At 62.3% G+C, this 22,206-nt stretch carries 19 protein-coding genes; 14 read left to right on the plus strand and 5 right to left on the minus strand.

Features of this window, described 5'->3' with window-relative positions; genetic code table 11:
- Positions 1-41: 41 nt before the first annotated feature.
- Positions 42-500, minus strand: coding sequence for a phosphohistidine phosphatase SixA (gene sixA, locus AC07VH_RS11820; protein ID WP_070304180.1), 459 nt, complete (start codon positions 498-500; stop codon positions 42-44).
- Between the two features lie 25 nt (positions 501-525).
- On the minus strand, positions 526-2,619 hold the full coding sequence (gene ppk1, locus AC07VH_RS11825; protein WP_475413518.1) for a polyphosphate kinase 1: 2,094 nt from the start codon (positions 2,617-2,619) through the stop codon (positions 526-528).
- 282 nt (positions 2,620-2,901) lie between these two features.
- Between ppk1 and pstS the strand changes: the two genes are divergently transcribed.
- The 14 genes from pstS to AC07VH_RS11895 all read left to right on the plus strand — a co-directional run bounded on the left by pstS (position 2,902) and on the right by AC07VH_RS11895 (position 17,413).
- Positions 2,902-3,951: a phosphate ABC transporter substrate-binding protein PstS gene (gene pstS, locus AC07VH_RS11830; protein WP_230540999.1), complete on the plus strand. Its 1,050-nt coding sequence runs from the start codon at positions 2,902-2,904 to the stop codon at positions 3,949-3,951.
- Between the two features lie 344 nt (positions 3,952-4,295).
- On the plus strand, positions 4,296-5,267 hold the full coding sequence (gene pstC, locus AC07VH_RS11835) for a phosphate ABC transporter permease subunit PstC (protein WP_235194289.1): 972 nt from the start codon (positions 4,296-4,298) through the stop codon (positions 5,265-5,267).
- Positions 5,264-6,160, plus strand: coding sequence for a phosphate ABC transporter permease PstA (gene pstA / locus AC07VH_RS11840; RefSeq protein WP_475413517.1), 897 nt, complete (start codon positions 5,264-5,266; stop codon positions 6,158-6,160). The genes pstC and pstA overlap by 4 nt, the downstream gene beginning before the upstream one ends.
- Before the next feature lie 38 nt (positions 6,161-6,198).
- Positions 6,199-6,981, plus strand: a complete 783-nt coding sequence (gene pstB / locus AC07VH_RS11845; protein ID WP_373631409.1) for a phosphate ABC transporter ATP-binding protein PstB — start codon at positions 6,199-6,201, stop codon at positions 6,979-6,981.
- Positions 6,982-7,029: 48 nt separating this feature from the next.
- Positions 7,030-7,740: a phosphate signaling complex protein PhoU gene (phoU, locus tag AC07VH_RS11850; protein ID WP_070218051.1), complete on the plus strand. Its 711-nt coding sequence runs from the start codon at positions 7,030-7,032 to the stop codon at positions 7,738-7,740.
- A gap of 5 nt (positions 7,741-7,745) precedes the next feature.
- Positions 7,746-8,435 (plus strand): response regulator, encoded by a 690-nt coding sequence (locus AC07VH_RS11855; RefSeq protein ID WP_034755074.1) that lies wholly within the window; start codon positions 7,746-7,748, stop codon positions 8,433-8,435.
- Positions 8,436-8,446: 11 nt separating this feature from the next.
- Complete coding sequence (gene phoR / locus AC07VH_RS11860) at positions 8,447-9,763, plus strand: phosphate regulon sensor histidine kinase PhoR (RefSeq protein WP_475413516.1); 1,317 nt, start codon at positions 8,447-8,449, stop codon at positions 9,761-9,763.
- Positions 9,764-9,833: 70 nt separating this feature from the next.
- Complete coding sequence (gene senA, locus AC07VH_RS11865) at positions 9,834-11,030, plus strand: selenoneine synthase SenA (protein ID WP_494787977.1); 1,197 nt, start codon at positions 9,834-9,836, stop codon at positions 11,028-11,030.
- 33 nt (positions 11,031-11,063) lie between these two features.
- The gene (locus AC07VH_RS11870; RefSeq protein ID WP_494787978.1) at positions 11,064-13,010 is read left to right on the plus strand and encodes a UvrD-helicase domain-containing protein; all 1,947 of its coding nucleotides are present in this window, start codon (positions 11,064-11,066) and stop codon (positions 13,008-13,010) included.
- Positions 13,011-13,104: 94 nt separating this feature from the next.
- On the plus strand, positions 13,105-14,019 hold the full coding sequence (locus tag AC07VH_RS11875) for an NAD-dependent epimerase/dehydratase family protein (protein WP_494788123.1): 915 nt from the start codon (positions 13,105-13,107) through the stop codon (positions 14,017-14,019).
- A gap of 382 nt (positions 14,020-14,401) precedes the next feature.
- On the plus strand, positions 14,402-14,785 hold the full coding sequence (locus tag AC07VH_RS11880) for a LiaF transmembrane domain-containing protein (protein ID WP_494787979.1): 384 nt from the start codon (positions 14,402-14,404) through the stop codon (positions 14,783-14,785).
- Entirely contained in the window at positions 14,775-15,590 is an 816-nt protein-coding gene (locus AC07VH_RS11885; RefSeq protein WP_475413512.1) for a LiaI-LiaF-like domain-containing protein, read from the plus strand. The genes AC07VH_RS11880 and AC07VH_RS11885 overlap by 11 nt, the downstream gene beginning before the upstream one ends.
- A gap of 6 nt (positions 15,591-15,596) precedes the next feature.
- The gene (locus AC07VH_RS11890) at positions 15,597-16,673 is read left to right on the plus strand and encodes a sensor histidine kinase (RefSeq protein ID WP_494787980.1); all 1,077 of its coding nucleotides are present in this window, start codon (positions 15,597-15,599) and stop codon (positions 16,671-16,673) included.
- Between the two features lie 11 nt (positions 16,674-16,684).
- The gene (locus AC07VH_RS11895) at positions 16,685-17,413 is read left to right on the plus strand and encodes a LytR/AlgR family response regulator transcription factor (RefSeq protein ID WP_494788124.1); all 729 of its coding nucleotides are present in this window, start codon (positions 16,685-16,687) and stop codon (positions 17,411-17,413) included.
- On the opposite strand, the gene AC07VH_RS11900 is transcribed toward AC07VH_RS11895, so the two are convergent.
- The 3 genes from AC07VH_RS11900 to AC07VH_RS11910 form a co-directional block, all read right to left on the minus strand.
- A complete protein-coding gene (locus tag AC07VH_RS11900) occupies positions 17,399-19,654 on the minus strand; it encodes an ATP-dependent DNA helicase (RefSeq protein WP_494787981.1) in 2,256 nt (751 codons plus the stop codon). The two genes, AC07VH_RS11895 and AC07VH_RS11900, sit on opposite strands and share 15 nt — an antisense overlap.
- Positions 19,651-21,300, minus strand: a complete 1,650-nt coding sequence (locus AC07VH_RS11905) for a VRR-NUC domain-containing protein (RefSeq protein WP_494787982.1) — start codon at positions 21,298-21,300, stop codon at positions 19,651-19,653. Before AC07VH_RS11905 ends, AC07VH_RS11900 begins: the two co-directional genes overlap by 4 nt.
- Positions 21,301-21,395: 95 nt before the next feature.
- Positions 21,396-22,100, minus strand: a complete 705-nt coding sequence (locus AC07VH_RS11910; RefSeq protein ID WP_475413508.1) for an SMI1/KNR4 family protein — start codon at positions 22,098-22,100, stop codon at positions 21,396-21,398.
- Between the last annotated feature and the right edge of the window lie 106 nt (positions 22,101-22,206).

Below are 22,206 nucleotides of genomic sequence, written 5' to 3' on the forward strand. Positions count from 1 at the left end.
CCTGTCCATCCTGCGCTGGCCTTGCGCATTTCCCTGTTTTACTATTTCACCACCAAGTCATGCGCCATCACGGCCTTCAGATAGACACTGACGGGGTCGCCTGGCTCGCGCTGCGAGAACCACCATGCGCTGGCCTTGCGCATTTCCCATTCCTGCTCCTCGCCCGTCAGCAGCAGGGCGGCTGCCTGGCCCAGGGTGGGCTGGTGGCCGACGATGAGCACGGTTTCCTTGCCGCCGGGCCAGTTGGCCGCTTTCAGGATGTCTTCCGCCTCGGCGCCGGGCGCCAGTTCCGGCATCAGCTTGAACTTGCGTCCCAGCGCTTCCGCCGTTTGCAAGGTGCGCAGGGCAGGGCTGACGAGGATGCGGCAATTTTCCGGTAGTTGCGAGGCCAGCCATTCCCCCATGCGGCGCGCCTGTTTCTGGCCTTTGACGGTCAGGGCGCGTTCGAGGTCGGGGACGCCCGGCTCGGCTTCTGCGTGTCGCCACAAGATGAGATCCATGCTGTACTCCTGTGTATAGAGTTGCCTATTCGCCGACCTCCGCGCCCGGCGTGCCCAGTGTGTGCATCAAATATTGCTGGGCGCTGAACGGCGTCTGTTTGCCGCGCGGCTTGCGGCGCGCGTAGTGGCCCGTCGGCTCCAGTTCCCATGCATTGGTATTATCCTTCAAATACGGATTCAGGCCCTCGGCGATCACGCGCCGTTTCAGCGCCCGGTCCAGCACGGGGAAGGCCACTTCCACGCGGCGGAACAGGTTGCGGCTCATCCAGTCGGCGCTGGCCAGGTAGACATCGTGCGCCAGGTCGTTGCGGAAGTAGTAAATGCGGCTGTGTTCGAGGAAACGGCCGATCACGGAGCGCACCTTGATGTTTTCCGACAATCCCGGCACGCCCGGCTTCAGGGTGCAGGCGCCGCGCACGATCAGGTCGATCTTCACGCCATCGGTCGAGGCCGCATACAGGGCGCGGATCACGGATTCGTCGACCAGCGCATTGACTTTCACGATGATGCGTCCGCGCCGGCCCGAACGGGCGATCTTCGCCTCGTTGCGGATGGCCTTGATGATCTCGCTTTGCAGGCCGAACGGCGCCAGCCACAAGTGGTTCAGGTTGTGCGGCTTGGTCAGGCTGGTGAGATGAATGAACACCTCATTGACTTCCACGGCCAGGTCCTGGTTCGCCGTCAGCAAGCCGAAATCCGTGTACAGCTTGGTGGTCGTGGGGTGATAGTTGCCGGTGCCTAAGTGGGCATAGAAGCGCAGCGCGCCTTCTTCGCGGCGGATGACGAGGGCCACCTTGGCGTGGGTTTTCAGGCCCACCACGCCGTACACGACCTGTGCGCCCGCCTGTTCCAGCTTGTCGGCCCAGTTGATATTGGCTTCCTCGTCGAAACGCGCCATCAATTCCACGATGACCGTCACTTCCTTGCCCATCTTCGCCGCCGTGATCAAGGATTCCATCAGGTCCGAGTTCATGCCCGTGCGGTAGATCGTCTGCTTGATGGCGACGACGGACGGGTCGTAGGCGGCGCTGCGGATGAAGTCGATCACCGTCTGGAACGACTGGTAGGGGTGGTGCAGCAGGATGTCGTGCTTGTTGAGCGCGGCAAAGATGTCGTTACCGATGGCCTTGTGCGCGAGGCCCGGGAAGAACGGCGGGAAGCGCAGCTCGGGCTGCTTGACGTGGTCGATCATTTCCGACAGGCGCACCAGGTTCACTGGGCCGTTGACGCGGTAGAGCCGGCTTTGATCCAGATTGAACTGGTCGAGCAGGAACTGCGACAATTCCGGCGGGCAATTGCGCGCCACTTCCAGGCGTACGGAGGTGCCGAACTGGCGCCCCACGAGTTCGCCTTTTAACGCCTGGCGCAGATTCTTGACTTCATCCTCATCGACCCACAGGTCGCTGTCGCGCGTGACGCGAAATTGCGAATAGGCAATCACTTCGCGCCCGGCGAACAAATCCGAGATATGCGCATGGATCACGGACGACAATAAACAGAAGGACACGCCATCGCCGGAAATGTCGTCCGGCAGCTTGATGACGCGCGGCAAGACACGGGGCGCCTTGACGATGGCGATCGCCGTGCCGCGCCCGAACGCATCCTTGCCGCTCAGCGAGACGATGAAATTGAGGCTTTTATTCACCACTTGCGGGAACGGGTGGGCCGGGTCCAGGCCGATAGGGGTCAGCAGGGGGCGCACTTCGCGGTCGAAATACTGCTTGACCCAGGCGCGCTGCGCATCGTTGCGGTCGTTGTCGCGCAGCAAATGCACGCCCGCCTCGCGCAGGGCCGGCAAGACTTCGCTATTTAATATCTCGTACTGGCGTTCCACCAGCGCATGGCATTCCTTGCCGATGCGCTCCAGATTGGCCGCCAGGGCGGGGTGGCCGGCCAGCGAACCGCCGATGCTGCCGGCCGCCAGCAGGCTGGCCACGCGCACTTCGAAGAACTCATCCATGTTGCTGCTGACGATGCACAGGTAGCGCAGGCGCTCGAGCAGCGGAATGTTCGGGTCTTCCGCCTGGGCCATCACGCGCCGGTTGAAAGTCAGTTGCGACAGTTCGCGGTCAAGCAGGATGCCCGATTTGGTCACTTCCATGTGCAGTTCAGGTTTCATATTCTTTTGTCTTTGCAGATAGTTAATTCTAGCCGTATTTCATCCGTATTTCATCGCATATGACGCGTTGTGAGTGTAATCATGAAATATGACGTAAGCGTGACATAAGCTGTCATAAAGCGTCGCCCGTCCTGTCATTTTTTGTGCCAAAAAGGGCGATTCCCCGGGCGTAGCCAATTATTTCAGGATTTTTTACCCATGTCATAAAGCTGTCATATTCGCTTGCTAGACTGCGCAGCATTCAACCGGGACTTTGAGCCCTAACAACCCTGAGGACTTGATATGCAAATGAAGCAAATGTTCAAATTTATCGTCGTGGGTGCTTCGGCAGCGATGGCATTTTCTTCCGCTTCCGTCATGGCGGCAGATATGACAGGTGCTGGTGCAACCTTCCCGTACCCGATCTACGCCAAATGGGCTGAGACGTACAAAGCCAACACGGGCAACGGCCTGAACTATCAGTCCGTCGGTTCCGGCGCCGGCATCAAGCAAATCAAGGCCAAGACTGTTGAATTCGGCGCTTCGGACATGCCTTTGAAGGCGGAAGAGCTGGAAGAAGCGGGCCTGATGCAGTTCCCGGCCATCATGGGCGGCGTGGTCACCATCGTCAACCTGGACGGCGTGACCCCAGGCCAGCTGAAGATGACGGGCAAGGTCGTGGGCGACATCTACCTGGGCAAGATCACCAAGTGGAGCGCGCCTGAAATCGCCGCCTTGAACAGTGGCGTCAAGCTGCCGGACACGGAAATCACCGTAGTGCACCGCGCCGACGGTTCGGGCACGTCCTTCCTGTTCACCGACTTCCTGTCGAAAACCAATCCGGAATTCAAATCGAAGATCGGCGCCGGTTCGGCTGTGAAATGGGCCGTCGGCGTGGGCGGCAAGGGTAACGAAGGCGTCGCCGCCAACGTACAGCGTATCAAGGGGTCGATCGGCTACGTCGAGTGGGCTTACGCCAAGAAGAACAAGATGTCGCACACCCAGCTGCAAAACAAGGACGGCAACTTCCTGCAGCCTGACGACGAAAACTTCAAGGCAGCAGCCGCTTCGGCACCCTGGACGCAAACCCCAGGCTTCGGCGTGGTCCTGACCGACCAGGCTGGCAAGAACAGCTGGCCTATCACCGGCGTGTCGTTCATCCTGATGCACAAAGTCCAGGCTGACGCAGCCAAGGCCAAGGAAGTCCTGAAATTCTTCGACTGGGCCTACAAGAACGGCGGCCCTGCCGCTGTCGAACTGGACTACGTGCCAATGCCGGCATCGGTCGTGAAACTGGTGCAGGAATCGTGGAAAGCTAACCTGAAAGATGCATCGGGCAAGTCGATCTACTAATCGCATAGCCTGAGTCATTCATCCTTGCCCCGCCGGCAGTATGGCGGGGCAGGGAGTTAGCCAGGACCGCCCGCAAGCCCTTGCAGACGGTCCTGGCTAAAAGAATAAAAGTAGCTGAAAGAATAAAAGCAACGACGCCTGACAAAACCGTAGCGAGCGGAAGGGAGTTGCGGTCGAGAAGCGCAACTGTACGAAGGTACAGTGAGCATCGCAGGCCGTAAATCCCGACGCGCAGTAGGTTTTGACAGGCGTATTAAAACAGTAGTACCGGCAGTACCACCCACATCTGGCACAATATGAGCGCACAATCTACCTCCTCCACGATCCCCATGCCAGGCGGCACCATGACCGATTCCATCAGTCACGCGCAAATGCTTTCCACCATGCGCAAGCAGCGCTTTCAGGATTTCATGTTCCACAAGGTGACGATGCTGTTCGCCCTGTCGGTGCTGATCGTCCTGGTGGGCATCATCATTTCGCTGATCATGGAATCGATACCGGCCTTCAAGACCTTCGGCCTGCATTTCATCGTGTCCGCGGAATGGGACCCCGTCAATGACCAGTACGGCGCCCTGATCCCCATCATCGGCACCCTGGTGACGTCCGTCATCGCCTTGCTGATCGCCTTTCCCGTCAGCTTCGGCATCGCCTTGTTCCTCACGGAAATCTGCCCGGCCTGGCTGCGCCGCCCGCTGGGCACGGCCGTCGAACTGCTGGCCGGCGTGCCATCGATCATCTACGGCATCTGGGGCCTGTTCGTCTTCGCGCCCCTGTTCGCCGACCACGTCCAGCCTATCCTGAAAGCCACGCTGGGCAACGTGCCCGTCATCGGCCAGCTGTTCAGCGGCCCCATGATGGGCATCGGCTTGCTGACGGCCGGCCTGGTGCTGGCCATCATGATCATCCCCTTCATCGCTTCCGTGATGCGCGACGTGTTCGAAATCGTCCCTGCCGTGCTGAAGGAATCCGCATACGGCCTCGGCTGCACGCGCTGGGAAGTGGTGCGCAAGATCGTCTTGCCATACACCAAGACCGGCGTCGTCGGCGGCGTCATGCTGGGCCTGGGCCGCGCGCTGGGCGAGACCATGGCCGTCACCTTCGTCATCGGCAACGCGAATAAACTGTCGTGGTCGCTGTTTGCCGCCGGTAACAGCATCACCTCGCTGCTGGCGAACGAATTCGGCGAAGCGCAATCGGCGCTGCACGTGTCCTCGCTGTTCTCGCTGGCCCTGATCCTGTTTGTCATCACCTTTATCGTCTTATCCGCCGCCAAGCTGATGCTGGCTGGCATGTCCCGCAAGGAAGGCACGAAATGAGCCAGCTCAGCCAAGTTAGCACCCACGACGTTCCGGCCAAGCCGGCCATGAACCCCGTCTACCGCAAGCGCCTGCTGATGCACCGCGTCGGCATCGCCCTGTCGGTGGCCGCCATGGCCCTGGGCCTGGCCGTGCTCGTGTGGATTTTGTTCACCCTGGTGATCAAGGGTTTCGGCGCCCTGTCCATCGACCTGTTCACGCAAACGACGCCGGCTCCCGGCAGCGAAGGCGGCGGCCTGATCAATGCCATCGTCGGCAGCGCCCTGATGGTGGGCCTGGCGACCGTCGTCAGCACCCCGATCGGCATCCTGGCCGGCATCTACCTGGCTGAATACGGCGAAGAAAACAAGCTGGCGCAAGTGACGCGTTTTGTGACGGACATCATGTTGTCGGCGCCATCGATCGTCATCGGCCTGTTCGTGTATGCGCTGTATGTGGCCCACGTGAAACACTTCTCCGGCTATGCGGGCGCCATCGCGCTGTCCCTGATCGCCGTGCCCGTGGTGGTACGCACGACGGACAACATGCTGCGCCTGGTGCCGAACAGCCTGCTGGAAGCCGCGTTTGCCCTCGGCGCGCCGCGCTGGAAGGTCGCCACCCTGGTGCGCTTGCGCGCCGTGAAAGCGGGCGTCATCACCGGCGTGCTGCTGGCCCTGGCCCGCATCGCCGGCGAAACGGCGCCGCTGCTGTTCACTGCCCTGAATAACCAGTTCCAAAGCTTCAACATGAATGCGCCGATGGCCAACTTGCCGTCCGTCATCGCATCGTTTGCGATGAGCCCGTACGACAACTGGCGCTCGCTGGCCTGGGGCGGCGCATTGCTGATCACCTTCAGCGTGCTGGCCCTGAATATCCTGTCGCGCACCGTGTTCAGCCAAAAAGTCCCTAATTAAACAGATACCGAGCGAAGCGAACCCATATGAATACGCAAATGAATCCAGCCCAAGACCTGGCACCAAAGAAGAAAACCATCGAGATTTCGGGCCTGAACTTTTTTTACGGCAAAACGCAAAGCTTGCATAACGTCAACCTGGACATCCACGAGAAGAAGGTTACCGCCTTCATCGGCCCGTCCGGTTGCGGCAAATCGACCCTGCTGCGCACCCTGAACCGCATGTACGACCTGTATCCGGGCCAGCGCGCGGAAGGCTCCATCCTGTACCGCGGCCGCAACGTGCTCGACGCCGACCAGGACGTCAACATGCTGCGCGCCAAGGTCGGCATGGTGTTCCAGAAGCCGACACCGTTCCCCATGTCCGTGTACGACAACATCGCCTTCGGCGTGCGCCTGTATGAAGACCTGTCGAAAGGCGAGATGGACGAGCGCGTCGAGTGGGCCCTGAAAAAGGCCGCGCTGTGGGGCGAAGTCAAGGACAAGCTGACCAAGAGCGGCCTGTCGCTGTCGGGCGGCCAGCAGCAGCGCCTGTGCATCGCGCGCGGCGTGGCCGTGAAACCGGACGTGCTGCTGCTCGATGAGCCGACCTCGGCGCTGGATCCGATCTCGACCTCGAAGGTGGAAGAGCTGATCAGCGAACTGAAACAGGATTACACGATCGCCATCGTGACGCACAATATGCAGCAGGCGGCGCGCTGCTCCGACTACACGGCGTATATGTATCTGGGCGAGCTGGTGGAATTTGGCGAAACGGACCAGATCTTCATGAATCCGGCCCGCAAGGAAACGCAGGATTACATCACGGGCCGCTTCGGCTGATCCGCCCGGAATAACGATATACAAGACAACTGAATACGGAGAGACGGCATGATAGGCGAACATTCATCCAAGCAATACGACAACGAACTCGAAGCGATCCGCTCGAAAGTGCTCCTGATGGGCGGCATCGTTGAAACCCAGTTCCTCGACGCGATGACGTGCTTTCGCATCGGCAACCCCGAGCGCGCCGACCGCGTGATGCGCGAAGACGACGTCGTCAACCAGCTGGAAGTGTCGCTGGACGACGCCTGCAGCCATCTGATCGTGCGCCGCCAGCCGGCCGCCAACGACTTGCGCACCATCATGGCCACCATCAAGGTGATTACCGACCTCGAGCGCGTAGGCGACGAGGCGACCAAGATCGCCCGCGTGGCGAAGAATCTGCACAAGCGGGGCAACGCCGTCGTCAACCATTATGAGATGGTGCGCGGCATCGCCAACACGGCCACCGACATGCTGCACGACGCGCTGGACGCCTTCGCGCGCAACGATGGCAAGCAGGCCTTACAATTAATTGCACAAGACGCCATCATCGACCATGAGTTTCGGTCTATCATGCGCAACCTGATTACCTTTATGATGGAAGACCCGCGCACGATTTCGGCGGCGCTCGATACCCTGTGGGTGGCCAAGGCCATCGAACGGATCGGCGACCATGCGAAAAACATCGCCGAATACGTGATCTACGTGGTTGAAGGCAAGGACATCCGCCACACCAAGGTGGCTGCTCCCGCCATTTCCGAGGAGCTCCCTGAGTAAGCTTTATGGCATCTGATAAAACCACGGTATTGATTGTTGAAGATGAGCCGGCCATCGTTGAACTGGTGACCTATTCGCTGCGCGAATCCGGCTGGAATTGCTGTTCCGTACAAAACGTCGCCGATGCCTGGGAATTCATCCAGCACCGCACGCCGCATCTGATCCTGCTGGACTGGATGCTGCCGGACCAGACGGGCTTGCGCCTGCTGTCGCGCATCCGCGCCGACCGCAATTTCGCCGCCATTCCCGTCATCATGCTCACCGCCAAGAGCATGGAAGAAGACAAGCTGGCCGGCCTGAACAGCGGGGCCGACGATTACGTCACCAAGCCGTTCTCGCCGCGCGAGCTGCTGGCCCGCGCCAAGGCCTTGTTGCGGCGCAAGAGTCCGGAACACGCGCAGGCGCCCATGCGCGCCGGCAACGTGGCCCTGGACCCCGTCAGCTGCACGGTGATGATGGATGAACAGAAGATCGATATCGGCCATGCCGAATACAAGCTGCTGAAATTCCTGCTGGCCCATCCGGAGCGCGTATTTTCGCGCAGCCAGCTGCTCGACAAGGTGTGGGGCGACCATGTGGTGATCGAGGAACGCACGGTCGATGTCCACGTATTGCGCTTGCGCAAAGCCTTGAAGGAGGCGGAAAGCCTGATCAAGACGGTGCGCAGCGTCGGCTACATGTTGTCTGAAAAGTAAAGCCTCACTCTATGAATCCGAAATTGCTGTTCTGGGTACCGGCCGCCTTGCGCATGGTGCTGGCGCTGCTGGGCGTGGCCGTCGTCTGGTATCTGTTTGGCGCCACGTATGCGCTGGGCATCGCCTTCGTGCTGATGGCCATGATGGTGTTCGTGCAGCTGTCGTATCTGTTCCAGCTGAGTAACTGGCTGGACAATCCGCAAAGCGCCAAGCTGCCCGACGGCTGGGGCGCCTGGACCAGCATCTTCGCGCGCCTGTACCGCATGCGCCGCGACGACGAGAAAAACCAGGCCGAGCTGACGGAATGGCTGGCGCGATTCCGCCAGGCCATGCATCTGTTGCCCGACGGCGTAGTCATCATGGATGACGTGCTGTTCCTTGAATGGTGCAATCCTGCCGCTGAGAAACACCTGGGCCTCACGCACGAGCGCGACAAGGGCATGCGCGTGACCAACCTGATCCGCAGCCCCGAGTTCATGGATTACATCATCCTGGGCCGCTACGACCAGCCGCTGACGATCACTTTCCGCAACCGCAAGCTGATCGTGCAGATCATCCCGTTCGAGAACCGCCGCCAGATCCTCGTCACGCACGACGTGACGGAGACGGAACGCATCGAAATGATGCGCCGCGACTTCATCGCCAACGCCTCGCACGAATTGCGCACGCCGCTGACGGTCATCGTGGGCTTCCTGGAAATCGCTTCCGCCGAGCTGGACCTGGACGCCGCCACGCGCGCCGCCCACCTCAAGCTGATGACGGAGCAGGGCCACCGCATGCAGCATCTGATCGAGGACATGCTGACCCTGTCGCGCCTGGAATCGGTCGATTATCCGCTGCGCCCCGAACCCGTGGACATCAAAAAGCTCATGCAGCAAGTCTTGCGCGACGCCAAGGGCTTGTCGGCCGGCAAGCATGACGTGACCATGGAATGCGATGGCCCCGACGTGCTGGGCAGCTACGATGAACTGTACAGCGCCTTCGGCAACCTGGCCTCGAACGCCGTGCGCTACACGCCGGCCGGCGGCACCATCACCCTGCGCTGGCAGGATGGCCCGGCCGGACCGCAATTCATCGCGCAAGACACGGGCATCGGCATCAGCCAGGAGCATATTTCGCGCCTGACGGAACGTTTCTACCGCGTCGACAAGAGCCGCTCGCGCGAAACGCAAGGCACGGGCCTGGGCCTGGCCATCGTCAAGCACGTGCTGCTGCGCCACGGCGGCACCCTGGCCATCCAGTCGGTGGCCGACAAGGGCAGCAGCTTTATCGTCAGCATGCCCAAATCCGTCGTCACGCCGCTGCAGGGCGAGTTGCTGGTCAAGTAGGCGGGGGAGGGGGCCTCCCTGTTTCCTGTGCGACTAGTGCAAGGTTGGCATAAGTCGTTACAATCTGGCTATGACTTTAATCAACGCCTCTTTTCGCCACGCCGGCGCGCAGCAACTGGCCCAGTCGCTGCTGGCCGCGCGCCAGGACACCCTTTCCCTGTTCGACTGTTACGTCACTGCCGGCCTGGACGTGGTGGCGGGCCTGCCCCGTCATCCGCGCCTCAATCCGCCTTTATGGCAACTGGCGCAGGTCGCCTGGTTTGCCGAGTGGTTCATCCTGCGCGAAGCGGCGTCCAGCCATCCGGCCGACGCCATTTATAATTCCCTGCTGACGCGCGGCGACGACTTGTTCGACGCCAATATGGTCAAGCACCGCGCGCGCTGGACGCTGGAATTGCCCAGCCCCGGCGCCGTCAAAACGTATTGCCATGAAGTGCTTGACCGCGTGCTCGATAAGCTCTCGCGCGAAGCCAATGTCGACAGCGCCCTGGCGCCGTACCGGCTGGCCCTGGCGCATGAAGACTTGTGTGGCGAGGAAATGCTGGCCGGTCTGCAATGGCTGGGTCTGGAAGCACCGGAATCCCTGGCCGCCAGCCCGGCCTTGCCGCCCGGGGCGAGGCAGATCGCTTTTCCTGGCGGTACCATTGCACTGGGCTCGCCGCGCGGTGCCGGTTTTGCCTTCGACAATGAATCGCCGCCCCATAGCTGCTACGTGGCGCCGTTTTCCATCGATGCCTGCGCCGTATCCAACGCCCAGTTTGCCGATTTTGTCGCCGATGGCGGCTATCAGAACCGCCAGTTCTGGAGCGCGGCCGGCAGCGCCTGGCTGATGCGGCAGGAGCGCTCGTCGCCTTTGTACTGGCTGCGCGAAGCGACGCAGTGGCGCACCATGCGCTTCGGCCAGCGCACGACCTTGCCGCCGAACGAAGCCGTGCGCCACATCAATCTGTATGAAGCGCAGGCGTATTGCGCCTGGGCGGGGCGCCGCCTGGCGACCGAGGCGGAATGGGAGTATGCTGCGCTGTCCGGCCACCCGCGCTTTCACTGGGGCCAGGTATGGGAGTGGACGGCGACGCCGTTCGAGCCGTATCCGGGCTTTGCGGTGGATGCCTGGCGCGAGTATTCGGCGCCGTATTTCATGCAGCACCAGGTCTTGCGCGGGGCCTCGTTCGCCACGCCGCCGCGCCTGCATTCGGCCCGCATGCGCGCCTTCCATGCGCCCGAACGGGGCGACATCTTTGCCGGCCTGCGCACCTGCGCCTGGTAGCGCGCCGAGAACAGACACCATTTCAGGATACCCTTGAGTACAGATAACGCCCCGCAGTTCATTCCCAAACGCATCACGCCCACGCCCGAGCAGGTCGCCATCCAGACGGCGCAAAAGAAGGTCGTCCTGATCGACGCCAATGCCGGCGCCGCCAAGACGACGACCCTGGCCCTGCGCCTGGCCGAAGCCTTGCACCGGGGCCGCGCGCCCGAACGCATGCTGGCCCTCGTCTTCACGGAAGCGGCGCGCGTGGCCCTGCGCCAGCGCCTGCTGGAAGTGGGCGTGCCGCTGGGCGTCGTCAAGCGCCTGACCATCGACACCTTCGACGCCTTTGCCGCCAAGGTGCTGTCGCAGCTGGAAAACATGCAGGTGGCGTTCATGCGCAGCGATGAAGAGCTGCGCCCCGTGGCCTGGGAAGCGCTGGAAGTGGTTTCCGAGAAATACGCTCACCGCTACCCGCTGGAAATCAATACGACCAACGGGGCCATTGCCGAATTCCTGAAACTGCAATTGCGCACCAAGGCGCGCCTGGATTTCCAAAATCCTGACTTCGAGAGCAATTCCCTGGACGACAACCTGGAAATGCTGGGCATGTCGCGCACGCACTATCTGTGGCTGCGCGAATACGAAGGCTTGCGCGGCGCCGACACGGGCGATATCCAGTTCCGCGCCCCATTCGACGCCACCTACGATCTCGTGCGCATGCTCGACGGCGACGAGCCGCTGCGCCAGCAATTGCCGGCCTTCCAGATCATCGTGGCCGATGAATTGCACGACTTGAATGAAGCGTCGTTCCGCCTGCTGACCATGCTGATACGCCGCGGCAACGCGTTTTTCTGCGGCGCCGGCGACAAGGATCAAGTGATCTACACGTGGTCGGGCGCCGACCACCGCTTCCTGCGCCAGCGCTTCGAGCAGGAATTCCCCGCCTTGCAGCGCCTGCCGCTGACGGCATCCTACCGCTACGGCCCGCAGCTGGCGCAAGCCGTGGGCGTGCTGAAGAACAAGCCCAGCGTGTCGGCCCTGTCGCGCGCCACGCAGATCGAGCTGCTCGAATATGACCATGCGCAGCCGCAGGCGTGCAGCGCCCAGCTGATCGCCGCGCTCGAGCATGCGCATGCGGGCACGACGGCCATCTTGCTGCGCGACCGCGACCAGGCTATCCGCGTGGAAACGGCGCTGTTTCAGAGCGGCATTGCGTATGGCCTGGTGGACATGAACAGCTATCTGCTGAGCCTGGAAGTGCTGATGCTGCGCGGCATGGTCGCCATCGCCCGCAAGGATTTGCACGCGATCAAGAGCGGCCCGCGCCGCGGCGAAATCCTCGAAGCCCTGGTGGCCTTCGCGGAAATCCCGTTTACGCGCACGGAATTGCAGCAAGCCAAGGCCGACGTGGCCAATTATCCCGACTTGCTGGAAGGCTTCTTGACGAACCAGCTGGCCAAGTCGCAGAACCAGGACAAGGCGGCGCTGACCCTGGCCGCCGTCGACTACCTGCGCGCGCTGTCGCCCGACGCCTTGGCGGGCGACGCGCTGCAGCACATCTTTGGCCTGATGCAGCTGGAACAGACGGCGCGCCGCATCTATGTCGATCCGGCCCAGGCGCGGGTCGTCGCCCGTTCCCTGCATGGCTTTATCGACGTATGCCGCGAAGCGGGCGTGGCGCTGGGCGGCTTTGCCGGCTGGCTGGGCGAGATGGAAGAGGCCGTGACGGTCTCGACCGGCAAGGCCAAACTCGTCATCGCCTGCATCGACCAGATCAAGGGCCTCGAGTACAACCACGTGATTTTGCCCTACCTGGCCGTCGACGAATTCCCGCGCAGCAAGACGGATCCGCTGGAAGAGGAAAACCGCTTCTATGTCGCCGCCACGCGCGCGCGCGACAGGCTCACCTTGCTGACGCCAGAAGATTCCGCCTACCGGAGCCGCTACATCGCCGCCCTGCAGCTCAAGCAGAAGATTGTTGCGCCAAAGTCATAGATCTTTTGCTGTGCGGCTACTTTTTGCGAAAGATGAAAGCGCGCATACTTTGTTGCTGTGATTGATTGCAATCTGAACCAACAAAGGAGTAATGATGCGAGTATTTTTGACAGGCGCGGCAGGTTTCATCGGCAGTTCCATCGCGGCGGGCCTCGTGCGCGCCGGCCATCAGGTGACGGGCCTCGTGCGCAAGCCGGAGCAGGTGGCCGAGCTGGCCGCCATCGGCGTACAAGGCATCGTCGGCACCTTGAACGACCGCGAGCTGATCATCGAACAGGCGAGGGCGGCGGACGCCGTCATCAATGCGGCCAGCAGCGACCATCGGGGCGCCGTCGAAGCCATCATTGAGGCGCTGGCCGGCACGAACAAGGTGTTTTTGCACACCAGCGGCTCGTCCATCGTGGGCGACGCCTCGGGCGGCGAGGGCACGGAACAGATCTATTACGAAGACAGGCTGCCGGCGCCGACGGCCGACAAGGCGGCACGGGTCGCCATCGATGAGCTGGTGCTGGCCAGCGCAGGCCAGGGCGTACGCGCCAGCGTGCTGTGCAACACTTTGATCTATGGCCACGGCGCCTTGCCGCGCGACAGCGTGCAATTGCCCCGTTTGCTCAAGCAGGCGCGCAGGAGCGGCATCGTGCGCCACGTGGGGCCGGGCCGCAATATCTGGTCGAACGTGCATATCGACGACGTCGTCAGCCTGTACCTGCTGGCGCTGGAAAAATCGCCCGCCGGCACGTTTTACTTTGTCGAGTCGGGCGAGGCGGCCTTCCGCGACATGACGGCCGCCATCGCCCAGGCGCTGGACCTGGGGCCTGCGCAGGACTGGCCGCTGCCGGAAGCCATTGCGGAATGGGGCTACGAGATGGCCTCGTACGGTCTCGGTTCCAACAGCCGCGTGCGCGGCGAGCGGTCGCGCAATCTGCTGGGCTGGCAGCCGCAGGGACCGTCCGTGCTGGCATGGATCGGGAACGACATGCTGCAGCCGCCGCGCGCCACGGCTGCTTGATGCAGCTCAGCAAAACGGCATCTGTGTGCGCTAGCGAACGGTGCTTTTGCCCGATCGGGAGTATGATGGCTTTGCTTGGTTGAGACGCACTGCCGTGAAGTTGGCGGCATGTTCGATCTTCCAGCAGGTCAGCCGGTCGCCTCAAGGATCGGCACCAGATTTCCGCCGCGGGCGCGCTTGCGCCATGCGGCTGTGCACTGCAACTCCAGGTCGCGGTGTGAACTGCGAACCCCTTCAAGGCCGGCGTTAGCCGGTCTTTTTTTTGCCTGTCGCTCCCTCCGCCGCGCCATTCACCGCCACCTGTCCGCCATTCGCCGAAGCGCAGTTTTCGCGCGCCTGAAATCCGCGTATCTTGACGATCAATTCACTTCAAGGGGCGACCGTGAAACCTGAACCCGCTTATTACCGCCGTACCCAGCTGCTGTGGGGCGTGCTGCTGATCGCCGTCGGCGCCGTCATCCTGCTGGACCGGCTCGATGTGATCTATCTCCATGACTACTATGCACTATGGCATTATTGGCCCCTGATACTGGTCGTCTTCGGTCTCAACAAGCTGGTCGCGCCCGTGTCCGCCAAGCAGGTATTGAGCGGCCTGTGGCTGATCTTCTTCGCCGCGTGGTGGTATGCGTCGTATGAAGAACTGTGGAACTTGAGTTTCTACAATAGCTGGCCAGCCTTGCTGATCGCCTGGGGCGTGGGCCTCGTGCTGGAACCGCTGCTGAACAAACATTTTATTGCCTACCGGGAGTCCGAGCATGAAAAATAGACCGCCGCTGCATTCGCCATCGCAGATCGTGCTGGGCGTCATCGTCATCGGCCTGGGGCTGCTGTTCTTGCTCGATAACCTGGGCTTCATCAATGTGCGCTACACCTTCCGCTTCTGGCCCACCATCCTCATCATTTTCGGCTTGCTGAAAATATCGCAAAGCCATACCCGCTCCGGCTACATTCTCGGCGGCGTGATGGTCTTGCTGGGCTTGAGCTGGACCTTGAAAGCCATGGGCTTGTTCTATATCAACTGGAGCATGCTGTGGCCGCTGCTCATCATCGCCGCTGGCGTGGCCGTCGTGTCGAAATCCTTGCCCGGCGCACAGCAGCGGCAGCGCCGCCGGCATTTTGCCGCACCGCCCGGCGGCACCGCTGCGCCAGACGCCTTCGGCCAGCCCAGGAATGGCGCCGTGTCGCTGGACAAGGACGCCGCCGAGGCCACTGCGGCGCCCGGCGCCAGCGGGCAGGCGGACGACGACAGCATCATCGAAGTGACGGCCATCCTGGGCGGCTACGTGCGGCGCGTGTCGTCGCAGCGCTTCAGGGGCGGCGATATCAACGTCATCATGGCGGGCTGCGAAATTGACTTGCGCCAGGCATCGATCGAAGGCGAAGCCGTGCTCAACGTGTTCGCCCTGTGCGGCGGCGTCACCATCAAGATTCCGCCCGACTGGAGCGTGGTGCTGCAGGGCACGCCGATCCTCGGCGGCTTCGAGGAAAAGACCATCGTGCCGCCGAACCAGAACAAGCGCCTGTACGTGACGGGTTACGCCATCATGGGCGGCCTGGAAATCCGCAACTAGGCGCGCATGTCCGGACCCTTGTCGAAGCGGCGCGGCGCCGTGGTGGTGTTCCTGGTGTGCGTCGCGCTGGGCCTGGCCCTGGCCGCCATCCTGGCCAGGGCGGCCCACGCGCCGTGGATTAATGCCGTCCTGCTGGTGGTGCCCGCCACGCTCGTGTATGCGATCGGCTCGGGTTTTTCCGCGTTTTACCTGTGCCGCGCCTACCCCTTGCATGCCCGCCATCCGCTCGCCATCGCCGGCGTGATGGGCGTGGCGGCCCTGTTCGCGGGCTTGCTGTGGGCGACCCTGCTGCAGTTTCTGAACAGCGTCAGCCTGTTGCTGGAGCAGCACTGGCTGGGCGTGGACCTGACGCAATCGCTGCTGGCCCTGTTCTTCGGCCTGGGCGCGCTGCTGTATTGCCTGGCCGCCGCCGTGCATTACCTGCTGCTCGAATTCGTGCGCGCCAGCATGGCCGAGCAGCGGGGCCTGGAAGCGCAGCTGATGGCGCAGGAAGCGCAACTGCGCATGCTGCGCACGCAGATCGATCCGCATTTCCTGTTCAACAGCTTGAACTCCATCAGCGCCCTGACGTCTATCGATGCGGCGGGCGCGCGCCAGATGACGGTGCAACTGGCCAGTTTCTTTCGCCAGAGCCTGAGCCTGGAAGCGCACAAGCACATAACGGTGGAACAGGAACTGGTGCTGATCCGCCACTTTCTCGCCATCGAGCAAGTGCGTTTCGGCGCGCGCCTGCAAGTGGCGGAAAGCATCGACACCGCCGCGCTGGCGTGTCTGTTGCCGCCCATGCTGATACAGCCGCTGGTGGAAAATGCCGTCAAGCATGGTATCTGCGGCTTGACGGAGGGCGGACTGATCGCCATCGAGGTCCGGCGCGCGGGCAGCCTGCTGCAGATCGCCGTGCGCAACCCCGTCGATGCGGATCAGGGGCCGGCGCGCGGCAATGGCGTGGGCCTGGGAAATGTGCGCCAGCGCCTGGCCGGCGCGTATGGTCACGAGGCAAGCATGCACTGGGGCCGGCGCGACGGCCATTTCGAAGTGATGATTTCCATGCCGGCGCAGACCGGCGACACGGAGGAAGCATGATGCAGGCAAGAATGCGCGTGGCCATCGTCGATGATGAATTACTGGCGCGCAGCGTGTTGCGCGAATACCTGGCGCGCCACGACGATATCGACATCGTGGCCGAATGCGCCAACGGCTTCGACGCCGTCAAGGCCATCGCGGAACTGGAACCGGAACTGGTATTTCTCGACATCCAGATGCCGCGCCTGGACGGTTTCGAGGTGGCCGAGCTGGTCGGCGCGAAGACCAGGCTGATCTTTGTCACGGCCTACGACCAGTACGCCTTGAAAGCGTTCGAATGCCATGCCCTCGATTATCTGCTGAAGCCGTTCAGCGAACAGCGCTTCGAGCAGGCGCTGGCCCATGCGCGCGCCAACCGCAGCACGCCAGCAGCTGTGCAAACGCTGGCGCGCGAGGCGGCCACGCGCGCCGCGCCCCTGGACCGCGTGCTGATCCGCGATGGCGCCAAGGTCCATGTCATCGCCAGCGCGCGCATCGATTACATCGAGGCGCAGGACGATTACATCAGTATCCGTTCCGAGGGCAAGTCCTACCTGAAAAGCCAGACCTTGGCGGAACTGGAAACCCAGCTCGACCCCGCCAAGTTCCTGCGCGTGCACAGGTCGTATCTGCTCAATATCGACGGCATCCGCCGCATCGAGGCGGCCACCAGGGACAGCCACGTGGCCATCCTGCGCGATGACACGAGGATACCCGTGAGCAAGGCGGGCTACCAGAAGCTCAAACTACTGGTTGGCTAGCTGCACATCCCACCACGTGGGCAAGAGCTGCCGTATTTCCGGGCGTGAAAAGCGGTCGTCGATCAGATAGACGACGCCCTTGTCCGACTGCGTGCGGATCACGCGGCCGGCCGCCTGCACCACCTTCTGCATGCCCGGATACAGATACGTGTAGTCGTAGCCGGCGCCGAAGATGTCGCCCATGCGTTGGCGGATCTGCTCGTTGACGGGATTGATCTGCGGCAAACCGAGGGTGGCGATGAAGGCGCCGATCAGGCGCGCGCCGGGCAAGTCGATGCCTTCGCCGAAGGCGCCACCAAGCACGGCAAAGCCGATGCCGCGTGTTTCCAGGCCGAAACGGCCAAGGAATTGCGCGCAGGCAGTATCGTCCATGCGGCGCGGCTGCTGCCAGATGGGCACGTCGGGGTAATGCTGGGCGAACAGGGTGGCCGTCTTTTCCATGTAGTCGAAGCTGCTGAAGAAGGCCAGGTAATTGCCCGGCGTTTCCGCGTATTGTTTCGCCATCAATTGCGCGATGGGCAGCAGCGAGGCGGCGCGGTGCTGGTAGCGCGTGGAAATGGTATCGGCCACGCGCACGGACAGCTGTTCCGCCTGGAACGGCGATTCCACGTCGACCCAGGCCGTGTCGGCCGGCATGCCGAGGGTATCGCTGTAGTAATTCCACGGGCTCAGGGTGGCCGAAAACAGGGCCGTGCTGTGGCTGGCCGCGAAGCGCTCTTTCAAAAAAGGGGCCGGCACGATGTTGCGGATGCAGACGGTGGAACCCGTGTCCGTCTTGCTGACGTCGAACAGCGAGTGCTCGCCGAAACTCTCCGCCAGGCGGTTGATCAGCAGCACGTCGAAATAGAAGCGCTGCAAGTCCTCGTCCAGCGCGGCAGCGTTCTCGGCCATGTAATCGCCGATGGCCGTGGCCACGCCTTGCAGCGCGCCAAAGAATTTGTCGGGCAAGGCCGCATGCACGTGGTAGTCGCCATCCTGCTCCTTGAACAGGGTCGTCCACTGGCGCGAGAGGCGGTCCAGCGGCTTTTTCAAGCCTTCGGGCGCGAACTTGCGCAGCATTTTGAGGTCGATCTGCGCCAGTTCGGCCGAATACATGCTGCGCGCGCGCGACACCATATTGTGCGCTTCATCGACCAGCACATTGACTTTCCAGTCGTGGGCCAGGGTCATGCCGTACAGCATGGCGCTGAGGTCGAAATAATAATTGTAGTCGCCGATGACGACGTCGCTCCAGCGCGCCAGCTCCATGCCCAGGTAGTAGGGGCAGATACCCTGCTGCAGGGCGATGGCGCGCACGGCTTCCTTGTCCAATATCAAACCGCTGGCCAGCGCCACTTCGCGCGCCAGCGGCAGGCGGTCGTAAAAACCCTTGGCCAGCGGACACGATTCGCCATGGCATGCCTTGTCCGGATGCTCGCAGGCACTGGTCTTGGCGCTCAGTTCCAGCACGCGCAAGGGCAGCAGCGGCGCGCTCTCCTTGAGGATGGCGCAGGCGTCGAGCGCCATCTGCCGGCCCGGTACCTTGGCGGCCAGGAAAAACAGTTTATCGAGGCCATGCGCGGCCGTCGCTTTCAACATGGGAAACAGGCTGCCCACCGTCTTGCCGATACCGGTCGGCGCCTGCGCCAGCAAACCGCAGCCGCGGCTGCTGGCCTTGTACATGGCTTCGGCCAGCTGGCGCTGTCCCGGGCGGAAGTCCGCGTGGGGAAATGCCATGCTGGTGAGCTGCGCGTCGCGGCTGGCACGGTGCGCCATTTCCTGCTCGGCCCAGTCGAGGAACAGCGCGCAATGCTGCTCGAAGAACAGGCGCAGCGCTTCGGCCGTGCATTCCTCGTGCATGACCGTTTCCTTCTGGCTGGCGATGTCGAAATACACGAGCGCCACGCGCAGCATGGGCAGGTTCAGCTGCTGGCACAGCAAATGGCCGTAGATGCGCGCCTGCGCCCAGTGCAGCTGGCGGTGGTTGGCGGGCATGGCGTCCAGCTCGCCCCGGTAGGTCTTGATTTCTTCCAGCTGCCGGCGCGCGGGGTCGTAGCCATCGGCGCGGCCCCGCACGTGCAGGGGGCCGAAGTCGCCGCACAGGCTGATTTCGCGCTGGTAATCGTCGTCGCGCCGGCCCGTGACGGTGGCGTGGCCGGCCATGCCTTCCTGCGCCGTGGGCGAGGGCGTGAAACGCAGGTCCAGGTCGCCTACCTTGGCCGTGAATTCGCACAGGGCGCGCACGGCGATCGTGTATTTCATGCACCCTCCCATTGCAGATAGCACACGCTGACGGGCATGGCGTGCTGGGTGCAATAGGCGATCCAGCGCAGCTGGTTGTCTTGCAGGCGGTCGCCTGGACCCTTGACCTCGATCATGCGGTAGCGCCGTTCCGTCGGCCAGAACTGGATCAGATCAGGCAATCCGCTGCGGTTGCTTTTGATATCGAGCAAGATGCGTTCGAACGCCTTCTTCAGGTGCGCGGCTGGCATGCAGGCCAGCGCCAGGTCCAGCAAGCCGTCGTCGAGCACTTCCCAGCTGACGAAGGGCGAGACGATGCCGTGCTTGGCGGCATGCGTGGCGCGGATGGCGGCGTGGTAGCCGCCGTCGTCCAGCAGCGCCAGGCAAGCGGCGAAGTCCGTGCTGCGGCGCAGGTAAAAATCGGCGCTGTGCAAGTCGGCAGGGCCACGGTGGAACGGGTGGAAGAAGGCGCCCGGCATGGCCTTGAAGATGGCGGGCCAGCACAGCAGGCCGAACAGCGAGTTGATCAGGGTATTTTCCACGTAGTACACGGGGGCCTCGTCCTGCATCAGGTGCTGCCGCACCACGCCTTCCACGTAGTACGCCTCGCTTGGATACGGCAGCAGCAGGTCGATGCGTTCCACGGGCGCGGGGGCGCTGGCCGCCTGCTTCGCATGGCCCAGCTTGCGCCGCAAGCGGGGCGCCATGCGCAGCAGCAATTGCTGTTCCGCCTCGCTTTCCGGCGCGGCCAGGGCGATCTCCAGGCGCTCGTACGCCGCTTGCGGCTGTTCGTCTTTTTCCAGCACGCGGATGGCGCGGCCCCGCGCGCCCGGATAGCGGCAATCGGCATAGGCGCGGTAGGCGGCGGGCCAGTCCTGGCATTTCTCCAGATGCTGGGCGATCTGGAAGCGCAGCTTGTCGCGCCGGCTGGCCAGCCAGGTATTATCCTCGGGCAATGGCAGCGCCGCCAGTTCCTGCAGCACCTCGTCCGCCGGCGCGCTGTCGTTGTAGCGTTCGCGGCACTGGTGCAGCACTTCATAGTGTTCGATATCCTGGCGCGTGCGGAAACCGCGCGACTCGGGCGAGAATTCCACTTTTTCATATTGATACACACCGAGGTCGGACAGCACGAATTCCGACCAGTCCTGGTGATAATTGCCAAAGTAAATCAGGCGCAGGCGGTCGCACAGCGCTTGCAGGCCGATACGGTACAACACGTCGCCGGAGGCCGGATGCCAGGCGGAAAACGGTCTGTTTTCCCCATGCTGCCCGCGCAAGGCTTCCAGTTGCTCGGCCTTGCGCGCCGCCTTCAGGGACGGGGCGAGATCGAAAGCCTGGGCGATTTCCGCTTTCAACAGTTGCTCGAACAGTTCTTCGAGCGCAATGACGGGATCGGCTTCCACCCATGCCAGGGCCAGCAAGGGCAGGGCGGCGGCGCGCGTGTCGCCGATTTCCGGGTAATTGAGCTTGCTGGCGCGAAATAGACAGCCCTTGCGCATGACGAGGCGCACGAACAGGGCGCGCGAAGGCTGCGGCAGTGCGCCGAAGTCGGCGATGAATTGCTTTTCCTCAAGACTCAGCAGATCGGCGTAACGCGCGCCGATCCAGCTCAGCACGTCCTGGAAATTATCCAGATAGTACAGGGGATTTTCCAGGACTCTCAACATGGGGATGGGAATAGGGCAAGTTGCAAGGTGACGGGTTTTACTGTGTTTATATACAGTTTAAACCTTCCGCCGCCGCTTGCCCAGCGATTTTATGTTCAGTCAGCCGTGCTGTAGGCAAAACAGCTGTCGAACTTTTCGTACGGAATGAGTTCGGCGCGCAGGCGGGCCAGTTCGATATCGGTCAGCAAGCCCCGGTGCGCTTCCTTGCGTCCTTTCGGCAGCACCACCTCGTAATCGAGGATGTCCCTGGCCAGCAAGGATTGCAGCACGTCGGCTTGGGGCACCGTCAGGTAGCGCGCATGCGTGACCAGGGTGTTGGCCAGTTGCTCCCTGAATTCGTCGTCGCTGACCTCGTTGTAGGTGTCCTGGTCCGCCATGCTGTTTAATAACATGTGAAACAGGAAGTCCTGCAGGTTTTTCGCCAGGTATTGCGCTTCATTCTGGTCGTGCCACAGCAGCACGACGGGCATCTCGCCATCGTGCTGGCCTGAAGCGAAAAAACAGTAGTGGTCGCCCGCGCCCGTTTGCGCGAACGGGATGAAGCGGTAGGCGGGATCGATTTGCCGGTAATCGTCCGCGTCCAGCAAGGTTTCCGCTGCTTCGGCAACGGCCTTGATATTGAGCAATTCGAAATCGTCGGCATGCAGCAGCAGGGTGGGTTTATCCTTTAATGTGGGATAGACCAGCTTGTACCAGTCGGGACCATATTCGCCCACGGCCAGCATGCCGTCGCGCTCCAGCTGCCGGTACAGCGCGGGATAGGTGAAGCCGTGTTGCTGTTCAATTTCTGCCAGTGTCATGTTTGCCCTATTCAACGTGATTCATGTGGGCATGATAGCCGAGGCGATGTCTGGCACGCTTCACGGCTGCAATGATGTGCATAATTAATAAACATTTTAGTTTACT

Source organism: Janthinobacterium sp. GW821-FHT03C10 (assembly GCF_059420865.1).